This window comes from Pseudomonas sp. P9_35, assembly GCF_034008205.1.
Lineage (GTDB): Bacteria > Pseudomonadota > Gammaproteobacteria > Pseudomonadales > Pseudomonadaceae > Aquipseudomonas > Aquipseudomonas kilonensis.
Genome location: NZ_CP125373.1, coordinates 1,990,309 through 2,002,935, shown reverse-complemented (window position 1 = coordinate 2,002,935; position 12,627 = coordinate 1,990,309). Strand labels below are relative to the sequence as shown.

The window sequence follows — 12,627 nt, the reverse complement described above, 5'->3', positions numbered from 1 at the left end:
CCATTTCAATCAATCCGGCACAACACTCGACAACGGTCTGGAGCACAACGGATGGAGACTGGTACAGCACCTGCCAGGCCAGCCTCGTTCGCAGTCTCCCCACACTGCCTGTCAGCGCGCTCGCCACTCCCCCAAACGCCCCCGCAAACGGGCCGCGCACTGGCTGTGTAACTGGCTGACCCGCGATTCGCTGACCCCCAGGACCTCACCGATTTCCTTGAGGTTCAGCTCTTCGTCGTAGTACAGCGCCAAGACCAGCCGCTCACGCTCCGGCAAATTGGCAATCGCATCCGCCAGCGCGCTCTGGAAACGTTCATCTTCCAGGTCACGCGACGGCTCCATGTGAGCACTCGCGTTATCCTCGTGCAGCCCTTCATGTTCGCCGTCCTGCAACAGGTCGTCGAAACTGAACAGGCGGCTGCCCAAGGTATCGTTCAAAATCCCGTAATAATCGTCGAGACTCAACTGGAGTTCGGCCGCAACCTCGTGATCTTTAGCGTCACGCCCGGTTTTAGCTTCAATTGCCCGAATTGCATCACTGACCATGCGGGTATTGCGGTGTACCGAACGCGGAGCCCAATCGCCCTTGCGGACTTCATCGAGCATGGCCCCGCGAATGCGAATACCGGCATACGTCTCGAAACTCGCGCCCTTGCTCGCGTCGTATTTGTTCGACACTTCGAGCAGGCCGATCATGCCCGCCTGGATCAAGTCTTCGACCTGGACACTGGCCGGCAACCGCGCCAGCAAGTGATAGGCGATACGCTTGACCAGTGGCGCGTAACGCTCGATCAATTCGTATTGGGCGTCCCGTGCCGATTTTTTGTAGAGATGGTTGTAACCGCTGGCTGTCATAGCACGGGCCCTGCTGTTTGTTGCACAAGACGCTCGACGAAAAACTCCAGATGCCCGCGAGGGTTGGCCGGCAGTGGCCAGGTATCGACCTTCTGGGCGATTGCCTTGAACGCCAGCGCGCATTTGGAACGTGGAAAGGCTTCATAAACGGCACGTTGCTTCTGGACGGCCTTGCGTACGCTTTCGTCGTAAGGCACTGCGCCGACATATTGCAGGGCGACATCCAGGAAACGATCCGTGACCTTTGTCAACTTGGCGAACAGGTTGCGTCCTTCCTGCGGGCTCTGGGCCATGTTGGCCAGGACGCGGAAGCGGTTCATGCCATAGTCGCGGTTAAGCAACTTGATCAGGGCATAGGCGTCGGTGATGGACGTCGGTTCGTCGCAGACCACCAGCAGCACTTCCTGGGCCGCGCGGACGAAACTGACGACCGAGTCACCGATACCGGCAGCAGTGTCGATCACCAGCACATCAAGGTTGTCGCCGATGTCGCTGAAAGCCTGGATCAGGCCCGCGTGCTGGGCCGGGGTCAGGTGAACCATGCTCTGGGTGCCTGAGGCAGCCGGCACGATGCGAATCCCGCCCGGCCCCTGCAACAACACGTCACGCAGCTCACAGCGCCCTTCAATCACGTCCGCCAGCGTGCGTTTGGGTGTAAGCCCCAACAACACGTCGACGTTCGCCAGGCCCAGGTCGGCGTCCAGCAGCATGACCCGTCGGCCAAGCTCTGCCAGAGCCAGGGACAAGTTCACTGACACGTTAGTCTTCCCGACGCCACCTTTGCCGCCGGTCACCGCGATCACCTGTACGGGATGCATGCTGCCCATGTTCGTTCTTTACCTTGTCTTACTTAGACGGAGGCCACATTACTGGCTGCGCGTTCGCATACGGAACAATGCATGGCAGACCATCGATGTAGGTACAAAAAATATTCATGATAACCTCAGCCGACCTGCTTGGTCGGACTGTGGTAGATATCAGCGAACATATCAGCCATGGCTTCTTCGCTGGGTTCTTCCTGCATTTGCACACTCACGGCACGACTGACCAGTTGATGACGGCGCGGCAGATGCAAATCATCCGGGATCCGCGGCCCGTCGGTCAGGTAGGCCACCGGTAGTTCATGACCGATCGCCAGGCTCAACACCTCGCCCAGGCTTGCCGTTTCGTCCAGCTTAGTCAGGATGCAGCCGGCCAGCCCGCAGCGTTTGTAGCTGTGGTATGCGGCGGTTAGAACCTGTTTCTGGCTGGTGGTTGCCAACACGAGATAATTTTTTGACTTGATACCACGTCCGGCCAGGCTTTCGAGCTGCATGCGCAGGGCTGGATCGCTGGCTTGCAGGCCTGCGGTATCGATCAGCACGACGCGTTTGCGCAGCAGCGGCTCCAGCGCCTGGGCCAGGGACTGACCCGGATCCACATGGGTCACCGACACATTGAGGATCCGGCCGAGGGTCTTGAGCTGCTCCTGGGCACCGATGCGGAAACTGTCCATGCTCACCAGGGCAATGCTCTGGGCGCCGTACTTGAGTACATAACGGGCGGCGAGCTTGGCCAGGGTGGTGGTCTTGCCCATGCCGGCAGGACCGACCATGGCAATTACCCCGCCCTCTTCCAGCGGCTCGACTTCCGGGGTCGCGATCATCCGCGCCAGGTGCGCCAGCAACATGCGCCAGGCCTGGCGAGGCTCCTCGATACCATTGATCAGCGCCAGCAGGTCCCGGGACAACGGGCCGGACAGGCCGATGCGTTGCAGGCGACGCCACAGGTTGGCCTGGGCTGGACGGCTGCCTTGCAGCTGGTTCCAGGCCAGGGAGCCGAGCTGGACTTCCATCAGCTCGCGCAGGCTGTTGAGTTCAAAGCGCATCGAATCCAGGGCACGCGGATCGACACCCCGGGCAGGCGCTGCGGGCGCCGGCTCAGGACGACGCGGTTCGGCGTGGGCCTGCTCGATCAGCGGTTCGGCAGCGGTCAACGGCAGGCCGGCGGTCAGCGGCTGACCGGCGAACAATTGACGATTGGTGCCTGCCGCGCCCTCGCCTTCGCTGCTACGCAGGCTCAGTTCGGCCTGGGCGCTGGCGATGCGCGATTGGGTCTTGCGCAGCTCATCTTCGAGTTCCATGTTCGGAACCCGTGGGGCCAGCGCAGACAGTTTGTAATCCAGGGCCGCCGTCAGCTCGACACCGCCGGCAATACGACGGTTGCCAATGATGGCTGCTTCAGCGCCCAGCTCGTCACGAACCAGTTTCATGGCCTGACGCATGTCGGCGGCGAAAAAACGCTTCACTTGCATAAACCACTACCTCAGCCGTTGGGCCCTACTGTCGCAACGATGGTCACTTGCTTGTTGTCCGGTATTTCCTGGTACGCCAGCACATGCAGCCCCGGGACCGCGAGGCGCCCGAATCGCGAGAGCATCGCGCGAATCGGACCGGCCACCAGCAGGATCACCGGTTGGCCTTGCATCTCTTGCCGCTGGGCTGCTTCGATCAGCGAACGCTGCAGCTTCTCGGCCATGCTTGGCTCCAGCAGAACACCCTCTTCCGAGCCTTGTCCTGCCTTCTGCAGACTATTGAGCAATATCTGTTCCAACCTTGGCTCCAAGGTGATCACAGGCAGCTCAGACTCAGTGCCTACAATGCTTTGGACGATTGCGCGGGACACGCCGACCCGAACCGCAGCCACCAGGGCGGCGGTATCTTGACTCTTGGAAGCGTTGTTGGCGATAGCCTCGGCAATACTGCGTATGTCGCGCACAGGCACCTGTTCGGCCAACAGCGCCTGCAGCACCTTGAGCAAATGCGACAACGAAACCACACCCGGCACCAGCTCTTCGGCCAGCTTCGGCGAGCCTTTGGCCAGTACTTGCAGGAGTTGCTGGACTTCTTCGTGACCAATCAGCTCGCTGGAGTGCTTGTACAGAATCTGGTTCAAGTGGGTCGCCACCACCGTACTGGCGTCCACCACGGTATAGCCGAGGGACTGCGCCTGGGCCCGCTGGCTGATTTCGATCCACACCGCCTCCAGGCCAAAAGCCGGATCCTTGGCGGTGATGCCGTTGAGGCTGCCGTAGACCTGCCCCGGGTTGATCGCCAGCTCGCGGTCGGGGTAGATCTCGGCTTCGGCCAGGATCACCCCCATCAGCGTCAGGCGGTAGGCACTCGGCGCCAGGTCGAGGTTGTCGCGGATATGCACGGTCGGCATCAGGAAGCCCAGGTCCTGGGACAGCTTCTTGCGCACCCCCTTGATCCGTGCCAGCAACTGACCACCCTGGTTGCGGTCGACCAATGGAATCAGGCGGTAACCGACTTCCAGGCCGATCATGTCGATTGGCGTCACGTCATCCCAGCCCAGTTCCTTGGTTTCCATGGCGCGTGCCGGCGACGGCAGCAGTTCCTGCTGACGCTTGACCTCTTGCAGGGCCTGGACTTTCTGCACGTTCTGCTTCTTCCAGAACAGGTAGGCACCGCCTGCCGCCATGGCCGCCATGCTCAGGAAGGAAACATGGGGCATCCCCGGCACCAGGCCCATCACCGCCATCAGCCCAGCGGCAACCGCCAGGGCCTTGGGCGAGGCGAACATTTGCCGGCCGATCTGCTTGCCCATGTCTTCGGAGCCCGAAGCACGGGTTACCATGATCGCAGCCGCTGTAGATAACAACAGTGATGGCAATTGCGCCACCAAACCGTCACCAATGGTCAACAAGGCGTAGACCTTGCCGGCGTCGCCAAACGTCATGTTGTGCTGGAAGATACCGACGGCCATGCCGCCGATCAGGTTGATGAACAGAATCAGCAAACCGGCGATGGCGTCACCGCGTACGAATTTGCTGGCACCGTCCATGGAACCGTAGAACTCGGCTTCCTGGGCCACTTCCAGACGGCGCAGCTTGGCCTGGCTCTGGTCGATCAGGCCGGCGTTGAGGTCGGCGTCGATCGCCATTTGCTTGCCGGGCATCGCATCGAGGGTAAAACGCGCGCTCACCTCGGAAATCCGCCCGGCACCCTTGGTCACCACGACGAAGTTGATGATCATCAAGATGGCGAAGACCACGATACCGACCACGTAGTTACCGCCGATCACCACCTCACCGAAGGCCTGGATCACCTTGCCGGCGGCGGCATGCCCGTCCTGGCCATGGAGCATGACCACCCGGGTGGATGCCACGTTCAGCGCCAGGCGCAACAGCGTGGCCACCAGCAGGATGGTTGGGAATACAGCGAAATCCAGCGGCCGCAGGGCGTATACGCACACCAGCAGCACAACGATCGACAGGGCGATGTTGAACGTGAAGAACACGTCCAGCAGGAACGGCGGCACCGGCAGCATCATCATGGCGAGCATGACCAGCAGCAACAGCGGCACGCCCAGATTACCCCGGCTGAGGTCTACGACATTGCTGCGCGCGGCGCTGAATAACTGAGAGCGATCCACCAATATTCCCCGTTCCTGTGAAGCAAACTTTTGACGCCCGGAAGGGGCGCAGACGGGGTATTGCAAGAAGCCTTCCAACTTTTGTAGGCGGCTGAAATAGAGGGGTTGAAGGGACGCGAACCTGTGGGAGCGAGCTTGCTCGCGATAGCGACTTGTCAGTCACCCCCTTAGTCGACTGAACCAGCGCAATCGCGAGCAAGCTCGCTCCCACAGTTTTTTGTGCCAGCCCGACTCAGGAATCACGCCGCAAATCCGGCGGGATCGGCAGGTCCTTGAGCGGTTCGGGGCGCTTGCCCTTGCCGGCACGGTGCTGGCGGATCTGGTAGACGTAGGCCAGCACCTGTGCCACGGCCAGGTACAGGCCGCCGGGGATTTCCTGGTCGAGTTCGGTGGAGTAGTAAATCGACCGTGCCAGTGCCGGGGACTCGAGCAGCATCACCTCATTGGCCACGGCGATCTCACGGATCTTCAGCGCCAGGAAGTCACTGCCCTTGGCCAGCAGCACGGGAGCGTTGCCTTTCTCGGGGTCGTACTTGAGCGCCACGGCATAGTGGGTCGGGTTGGTGATGACCACATCGGCGTCCGGGATCGCAGCCATCATCCGCCGCTGGGACACTTCGCGCTGCAACTGGCGAATCCGCTGCTTGACCTCCGGCTTGCCCTCCGAGTCCTTGTGCTCGTCGCGCACTTCCTGCTTGGTCATCATCAGCTTCTGCTTGCTCTGATACAGCTGGATCGGCACGTCGATGGCAGCGATCAGGATCAGGCCGCAGGCTATCCACAACGTGCTCCACCCCACCAACTGCACACTGTGGATGATGGCCTGCTCCAGCGGCTCGTGAGCGATGCGCAACAGATCGTCGATGTCGGACTGCAACACCGTCAGCGCGACAAACAGAACCAGCAGGAATTTCCCGAAAGCCTTGAGCAGTTCCATCAGCGCCGAGGTCGAAAACATGCGCTTAAGACCAGCGGCGGGGTTCATCCGACTGAATTTGGGGGCCAGGCTACCGGCGGCGAACAACCAGCCGCCCAGGGAAATCGGGCCGATAACAGCGGCCAGCAACAGGAAGATCAGAACCGGCTGTATCGCCAGAATCGCGATTTTGCCTGAGTGCAGCAGATACTGAGTCATGGACCCCGGCGTGAGCAGCACCTCACGGGGCAGCGAGAAATTCAGCCGCATGATTTCCAGCAGGTCCAGGGCCAACCCGCCACCATAGATCAGCAACCCACCCGCCCCGGCCAGCATCACCGCCAGCGTATTGAGTTCCTTGGAGCGGGCGGTCTCACCCTTTTCCCGGGATTCGCGCAGGCGCTTCTCCGTGGGGTCTTCTGTCTTGTCCTGGCCACTCTCGCTCTCGGCCATGGTTCAGCGTGCCTGTGCCATGTCGCGTAGCAGCTGCAAGGCCTCGGTGGCCAGCGGCCGATACTGGTTGAGGATATCCCCCAGGCTGATCCAGAAAATCACCATGCCCAGCGTGAGGATCAGCGGGAAACCAATGGAGAAAATGTTCAGTTGCGGCGCCGCCCGGGTCATCACGCCAAAGGCGATGTTGACCACCAGCAACGCGGTGATCGCGGGTAATACCAGCACCATCGCCGCACCGAGGACCCAACCGAGCTTGCCGGCGATTTCCCAGAAATGATTGACCAGCAACGCACTGCCCACCGGCATGGTGGTAAAACTCTCGGTCAAGACCTCGAACACCACCAGATGCCCGTTCATGGCGAGGAACAACAGGGTCACCAGCATCGTCAGGAACTGACCGATCACCGCCGTCGTCACGCCATTGGTGGGGTCGACCATGGACGCGAAGGCCATGCCCATCTGGATCGAAATGATTTGCCCGGCCACCACGAACGCCTGGAAGAACAGCTGCAGCGAGAACCCCATCAAGGTACCGATAAGGATCTGCTCGGCCACCAGCATCAGTGCGCTGAGGTCCAGCGCATGAACCGATGGCATCGGCGGCAGCCCGGGCGCGATGACCACCGTGATCGCCAGGGCGAAATACAGGCGCACGCGCCGGGGCACCAGGGTCGTGCCGAAGACCGGCATGCTCATGAGCACCGCGGTGACGCGAAACAGTGGCAGGACGAACGATGCCACCCAGGAACTGATCTGGGTGTCCGTCAGCGCGAGCATCGACATGAGGTCAGCCGATCAACTGCGGAATACTGCCGTACAACTGCAGGATGTATTCCATGAAGGTTTGCACCAGCCAGGGCCCGGCGACGATCAGCGTCACCAACATCACCAGCAGGCGCGGCAGGAAGCTCAAGGTCTGTTCGTTGATCTGGGTCGCGGCCTGGAACATCGCCACCAGCAACCCCACCAGCAGGCTGGGGATCACCAGGATGGCGACCATCGTGGTCGTCAGCCAGAGCGCTTCACGGAACAGGTCTACCGCTACTTCAGGCGTCATATCGCCCTCCCCGCACAAAAGGCCTAAACACCACCGAAACTGCCCGCCAGGGTACCGATGATCAGCGCCCAGCCATCCACCAGCACAAACAGCATGATCTTGAACGGCAGGGAAATGATCAGCGGAGAAAGCATCATCATGCCCATGGCCATCAGGATACTGGCGACCACCAGGTCAATGATCAGGAACGGGATGAAAATCATGAAGCCGATCTGGAACGCGGTCTTGAGCTCGGAGGTCACGAACGCTGGCACCAGGATGGTCAGCGGCGCCTGATCGGCACTGGGAATGTCGGTACGCTTGGACAGGCGCATGAACAGCTCCAGGTCGCTGCTGCGAGTCTGGGCCAGCATGAAGTCCTTGATCGGCACTTCAGCCTTGACCACGGCATCCTGGGCGGTGATTTTTTCTGCCAGGTAAGGTTGCAACGCATCCTGGTTCACCCGGTCGAACACCGGCGCCATGATGAACATGGTCAGGAACAGCGCCATGCCGGTGAGGATCTGGTTCGAGGGGGTCTGTTGCAGGCCCAGGGCCTGGCGCAGGATCGAAAAGACAATGATGATCCGGGTGAAGCTGGTCATCAGCATGACGAACGCCGGGATGAAACTCAGCGCGGTCATGATCAGCAGGATCTGCAGGCTGACCGAGTATTCCTGGGCCCCTTCGGCGTTGGTTCCGAGAGTGATCGCCGGGATCGACAGCGGATCGGCGGCGAATGCCAACGGTGCGGCCAGCATCAAGGCCAATGCCAACAGAATGCGCAACGGCATTACTTTTTATCCTTCTGGTCTTTACCTAACAGTTCCATGAGGCGCTGGGCAAATTCGGGGCTGGCCTGCTCGGCGGAGGGCACCTGCACCGGCTCCTTGAGGACGTGCAAGGCGGTGATGGTGCCGGGGCTCAAGCCCAGCAGGATCTGCTCGTTACCGACCTGCACCAGCACCAGCCGGTCGCGCGGCCCGAGCGCGCGGGTACCGACAATGTCGATGACCTGCCCCTTGCCAGCCGGCCCCGCCTGCTGCACACGCCGCAACAGCCAGGCGAGAAAGAAGATCAAGCCCAGCACCAGCAGCAAGCCGAGCACCAATTGCGCCAATTGCCCGGCGACACCACTGCCTGCTGCCGGCGCAGCGACGGCCGTGGCGACCGGTTCGGCCGCCAGCACACTCAATGGCAGCATCGCGGCTGCTGCGAAGAAAGCTTTCACTCAGCGCAACTTCTTGATGCGTTCGCTCGGGCTGATCACGTCCGTCAGGCGAATGCCGAACTTCTCGTTGACCACCACCACTTCGCCATGGGCGATCAAGGTGCCATTGACCAGTACATCGAGCGGCTCACCGGCCAGGCGGTCCAGTTCGATCACCGAGCCCTGGTTGAGCTGCAGCAGGTTGCGGATGTTGATGTCGGTGCTGCCCACTTCCATGGAGATCGACACCGGGATATCGAGAATCACATCCAGGTTCGGGCCATCGAGCGTCACCGGTTCATGACTCTTCGGCACGCTGCCAAACTCTTCCATCTGCAGGCGGCTGGACGCATGGGCGCCAGTGTCGGCCGCCAGCAAGGCGTCGATATCGGCTTGCCCGGCATCGCCGGTTTCTTCCAGGGCCGCAGCCCATTCGTCGGCCAGCGCCTGGTCATCCTGGGTATTCATATCGTCAGCCATCATGTGTCCTCGGCGGGCAAAAATTCAGTTAGAAGCAAAAACCGTTACAAACTTAAGGCGTTCGACACCGCTCAGCGGCGTTCGATCGGCTCGATCACCTGCAACGCCAGGTTGCCTTTGTGAGAGCCCATCTTGACCTTGAAGGCCGGCACGCCATTGGCGCGCATGATCATCTCTTCCGGCATCTCGACGGGGATGATGTCCCCCGGCTGCATGTGCAGGATGTCCCGCAGACGCAGTTGGCGCCGAGCGACGGTAGCGCCGACCGGCACGTCGACATCCAGCACGTCCTGGCGCAAAGCGTTGATCCAGCGCTCGTCCTGATCGTCGAGGTCCGACTGGAAACCGGCGTCGAGCATTTCACGCACTGGCTCAATCATCGAGTACGGCATGGTCACGTGCAGATCGCCGCCACCGCCATCGAGTTCGATGTGGAAGGTCGAGACCACAATGGCCTCGCTCGGGCCGACGATGTTGGCCATGGCCGGGTTCACTTCCGAGTTGATGTACTCGAAGTTCACTTCCATGATCGCCTGCCAGGCCTCCTTCAAGTCGACGAAGGCCTGCTCCAGTACCATGCGCACCACCCGCAGCTCGGTCGGGGTGAATTCACGACCTTCGATCTTGGCGTGACGACCGTCACCCCCGAAGAAGTTATCCACCAGCTTGAACACCAATTTGGCGTCAAGGATGAACAACGCGGTGCCACGCAACGGCTTGATCTTCACCAGGTTGAGGCTGGTGGGCACGTACAGCGAGTGCACGTACTCACCGAACTTCATCACCTGCACGCCACCGACGGCCACGTCGGCCGAACGGCGCAGCATGTTGAACATGCTGATGCGGGTGTAGCGGGCGAAACGTTCGTTGATCATTTCCAGGGTCGGCATGCGTCCGCGAACGATGCGATCCTGGCTGGTCAGGTCGTAGCTTTTGACGCTGCCCGGTTCAGCAGCGTTTTCGGTCTGTACCAGACCGTCGTCGACACCATGCAACAGCGCATCGATTTCGTCCTGGGACAGCAGGTCCTGCACGGCCATGTCGTGTTCCTACTGCAATACGAAGTTAGTGAAGAGCAACTGTTCGATCACCACTTTGCCAAGCTCTTTCTGAGCGACTTCCTGCACGCTGGCCGTGGCTTTCTGACGCAACATTTCCTGGCCGACCGGAGTGGCCAGGGTGTCGAAATTCTGTCCGGAAAACAGCATCACCAGGTTATTGCGGATCAGTGGCATATGCACCCGCAGCGCCTCCAGGTCAGCCTGGTTGCGACCCAACAGGGTAATGCTCACCTGCATGTAGCGCTGACGACCGTTCTGGGTGTAGTTGGCCACGAAGGCTGGCGCCATCGGTTCGAAAATCGCCGGCTGCTTGCCCACTGGCGCAGCTTCGGCCGCGACTGCCGGCTTGCTTTGGGCACTGTGCATGAAATACCAGGTCGCGCCCACGGACACACCGATCGCCAGGAGCAACCCCACTACGATCACGATGATCAGCTTGAGTTTGCCTTTGGTTGCAGGGTCTTTTACAGCTGCTGCTTCACTCTTCGCCATGCCAATAATCCGTCACTAATCGGGGTTTTCACTGTTGCACGGCAAGGCAGGAGCAAGTGTTATGCCAGAAGTGGCAAGAGAGGAGATGGCGAGCCGGATGCAATCTTTGATCGCCCTAAAACCAATGTGGGAGCGAGCTTGCTCGCGATAGCGAAGGATCAGTTACCTGCAAGGTGACTGACAAGCCGCTATCGCGAGCAAGCTCGCTCCCACAGAGGGGGAGGTGTGACATTAGGCGTAGTAGTCGACCGCGCTGCTGCCGATGACGCTGGTGGTACTGGTCGCCACTTCCGCGACGCTGGCCGGCAGGTGCTCATCCACCGAGTCCACTCGCCCACCGGACGACGTCGTGCGCCCGGCCTGGGCTTGCTGCTGGGCCTGCTGCCCCTGGTTCTGCGAGCCACGGGATTGATCGGACACGCTGACATCGACCTGGCCCATGCCCTGCTGGGCAAAACTGTCCCGCAGGCGATGCAACTGGCCTTCGAGGGCTTCGCGAACGCCGGAGTGGGCGCTCATGAACGTGACCTGGGTCTGCTGGTCCGGAACCATGTTCACCCGGATATCCAGGCGTCCGAGTTCGGCGGGTTGCAGCTGGATGTCGGCCGCCTTGAGATTGACGCTGGACAGGTACATCACCCGGTTGACCACCTCTTCGGTCCAACCGCTCTGATTCATCGCGATAGGCTGGTTGACCGGCACCGCGTTGGCGGTCTTGGGCGTAGCAGCCTGGGTCAGTGCGGCCAGGCGGTTGGCGAAATCGTCCACGCGAGTATCACTGGACGCGGCGTTAAGGTCCTTGAGACCCTCGCTGATCAAGCCGCCGAATGCCTTGTCACCGCCCTGGCTGCCGGACTCGGTACTGTTCTGGTCGGCCTGCACGGTGAGCATGCTCGCCATGCCTGCGGCGAAGGTCTGCGCCGAAGTCGGCTCACCGTCGAGCGACGCCGGGGCGGCAGTCTTGGATTGCGCCTGGCTGGTGGCGGAAACATGACCGCCCTGCTCCATGGCCAACCGCAAGGCGGGCAATGCGTCGAGCGGGTCGGCTTCAGGGTCAAAGGCTGGGTCGACCTCCGGGACCACCGCAGCCTGGGCTGGCGCGACCAGCGGGGTAACCGGTGCCTCGACGACCGTGGTGACCTGAACCTCGGTCGTGGCCACAGGCGCAGGTTCCGGTGCGATTGTCGCCACCGGCACCGTCATGTCGGGCAGCAATCCTGGATCAAGGCTCGGATCGACGGAGGCAGCATCCGCCACTGGCGTTTCAGCCGAGTCGGCGTTGTCGTCACTGGCGGTCTCATCGTCGGCGCTGGCCGGTTTGTCCGCGGGCAAGGGTTTGCCGCTATCGGCAACCGTCGGTTCCGAGGCGGCAGGGGTTTGGTTGCCGGTGTCTTTTTTGACGGTGTTGCTGGAGGCGTTGTCGCGCGCCGATTTCACTGGTGGCTCTGGGGCCGCAGCGGTCTTGACAGGCGCCTGCTTGGCGAAGACTTGAGCGAAGCTGGAGGCTCTATCCCCGAGATCCGGGGCCGCTGCCGGTGAATTGACGGCGGCCTTGGGCTTGGCCTGGACAGAGGCCTGAAGCAGTGTATTGGGGGTAACGGGCATAAAAAGGTCTCCGCTGCACTGGAATCATAGGTACAGTCGAGACTAGGCAATGCAAGGCACGGGCCAATGTCTGCCCGACCGT

General features: G+C 61.2%; 13 protein-coding genes. All 13 read right to left on the bottom strand.

From position 1 onward, the window contains the following. Positions 1-111 precede the first annotated feature (111 nt). A complete protein-coding gene (fliA, locus tag QMK47_RS08925) occupies positions 112-855 on the bottom strand; it encodes an RNA polymerase sigma factor FliA (RefSeq protein WP_014337177.1) in 744 nt (247 codons plus the stop codon). Then, positions 852-1,682: a flagellar synthesis regulator FleN gene (fleN, locus tag QMK47_RS08920; protein WP_003184001.1), complete on the bottom strand. Its 831-nt coding sequence runs from the start codon at positions 1,680-1,682 to the stop codon at positions 852-854. The genes fliA and fleN overlap by 4 nt, the downstream gene beginning before the upstream one ends. A gap of 116 nt (positions 1,683-1,798) precedes the next feature. After that, positions 1,799-3,148, bottom strand: a complete 1,350-nt coding sequence (gene flhF / locus QMK47_RS08915) for a flagellar biosynthesis protein FlhF (protein ID WP_024618179.1) — start codon at positions 3,146-3,148, stop codon at positions 1,799-1,801. A gap of 11 nt (positions 3,149-3,159) precedes the next feature. Further along, positions 3,160-5,289 (bottom strand): flagellar biosynthesis protein FlhA, encoded by a 2,130-nt coding sequence (gene flhA / locus QMK47_RS08910; RefSeq protein WP_253472439.1) that lies wholly within the window; start codon positions 5,287-5,289, stop codon positions 3,160-3,162. 232 nt (positions 5,290-5,521) lie between these two features. Next, positions 5,522-6,658 carry a flagellar biosynthesis protein FlhB gene (gene flhB, locus QMK47_RS08905; protein WP_253472437.1) on the bottom strand — a complete coding sequence of 379 codons (1,137 nt, stop codon included), beginning with the start codon at positions 6,656-6,658 and terminating at the stop codon, positions 5,522-5,524. 3 nt (positions 6,659-6,661) lie between these two features. Continuing rightward, positions 6,662-7,444, bottom strand: coding sequence for a flagellar biosynthetic protein FliR (gene fliR / locus QMK47_RS08900; protein ID WP_214510742.1), 783 nt, complete (start codon positions 7,442-7,444; stop codon positions 6,662-6,664). 4 nt (positions 7,445-7,448) lie between these two features. Further along, positions 7,449-7,718, bottom strand: a complete 270-nt coding sequence (gene fliQ, locus QMK47_RS08895; protein WP_003199113.1) for a flagellar biosynthesis protein FliQ — start codon at positions 7,716-7,718, stop codon at positions 7,449-7,451. A 23-nt stretch (positions 7,719-7,741) separates the two neighbouring features. Next, on the bottom strand, positions 7,742-8,491 hold the full coding sequence (gene fliP / locus QMK47_RS08890) for a flagellar type III secretion system pore protein FliP (protein WP_253472435.1): 750 nt from the start codon (positions 8,489-8,491) through the stop codon (positions 7,742-7,744). After that, positions 8,491-8,928 (bottom strand): flagellar biosynthetic protein FliO, encoded by a 438-nt coding sequence (fliO, locus tag QMK47_RS08885; RefSeq protein WP_253472433.1) that lies wholly within the window; start codon positions 8,926-8,928, stop codon positions 8,491-8,493. Before fliO ends, fliP begins: the two co-directional genes overlap by 1 nt. Further along, positions 8,929-9,387: a flagellar motor switch protein FliN gene (gene fliN / locus QMK47_RS08880; protein ID WP_003199107.1), complete on the bottom strand. Its 459-nt coding sequence runs from the start codon at positions 9,385-9,387 to the stop codon at positions 8,929-8,931. Positions 9,388-9,458: 71 nt separating this feature from the next. Next, a complete protein-coding gene (fliM, locus tag QMK47_RS08875; RefSeq protein WP_018611773.1) occupies positions 9,459-10,427 on the bottom strand; it encodes a flagellar motor switch protein FliM in 969 nt (322 codons plus the stop codon). A gap of 9 nt (positions 10,428-10,436) precedes the next feature. Beyond that, the gene (gene fliL / locus QMK47_RS08870) at positions 10,437-10,940 is read right to left on the bottom strand and encodes a flagellar basal body-associated protein FliL (RefSeq protein ID WP_212797040.1); all 504 of its coding nucleotides are present in this window, start codon (positions 10,938-10,940) and stop codon (positions 10,437-10,439) included. Between the two features lie 231 nt (positions 10,941-11,171). Beyond that, positions 11,172-12,545 (bottom strand): flagellar hook-length control protein FliK, encoded by a 1,374-nt coding sequence (locus QMK47_RS08865; protein WP_258690585.1) that lies wholly within the window; start codon positions 12,543-12,545, stop codon positions 11,172-11,174. Positions 12,546-12,627 lie beyond the last annotated feature (82 nt).

Coding starts and splice junctions, on each gene's coding strand:
- fliA (WP_014337177.1), bottom strand. CDS start 855: ATGACAGCCAGCGGTTACAACCATCTCTACAAAAAATCGGCACGGGAC.
- fleN (WP_003184001.1), bottom strand. CDS start 1,682: ATGGGCAGCATGCATCCCGTACAGGTGATCGCGGTGACCGGCGGCAAA.
- flhF (WP_024618179.1), bottom strand. CDS start 3,148: ATGCAAGTGAAGCGTTTTTTCGCCGCCGACATGCGTCAGGCCATGAAA.
- flhB (WP_253472437.1), bottom strand. CDS start 6,658: ATGGCCGAGAGCGAGAGTGGCCAGGACAAGACAGAAGACCCCACGGAG.
- fliR (WP_214510742.1), bottom strand. CDS start 7,444: ATGTCGATGCTCGCGCTGACGGACACCCAGATCAGTTCCTGGGTGGCA.
- fliQ (WP_003199113.1), bottom strand. CDS start 7,718: ATGACGCCTGAAGTAGCGGTAGACCTGTTCCGTGAAGCGCTCTGGCTG.
- fliP (WP_253472435.1), bottom strand. CDS start 8,491: ATGCCGTTGCGCATTCTGTTGGCATTGGCCTTGATGCTGGCCGCACCG.
- fliN (WP_003199107.1), bottom strand. CDS start 9,387: ATGGCTGACGATATGAATACCCAGGATGACCAGGCGCTGGCCGACGAA.
- fliM (WP_018611773.1), bottom strand. CDS start 10,427: ATGGCCGTGCAGGACCTGCTGTCCCAGGACGAAATCGATGCGCTGTTG.
- fliL (WP_212797040.1), bottom strand. CDS start 10,940: ATGGCGAAGAGTGAAGCAGCAGCTGTAAAAGACCCTGCAACCAAAGGC.
- QMK47_RS08865 (WP_258690585.1), bottom strand. CDS start 12,545: ATGCCCGTTACCCCCAATACACTGCTTCAGGCCTCTGTCCAGGCCAAG.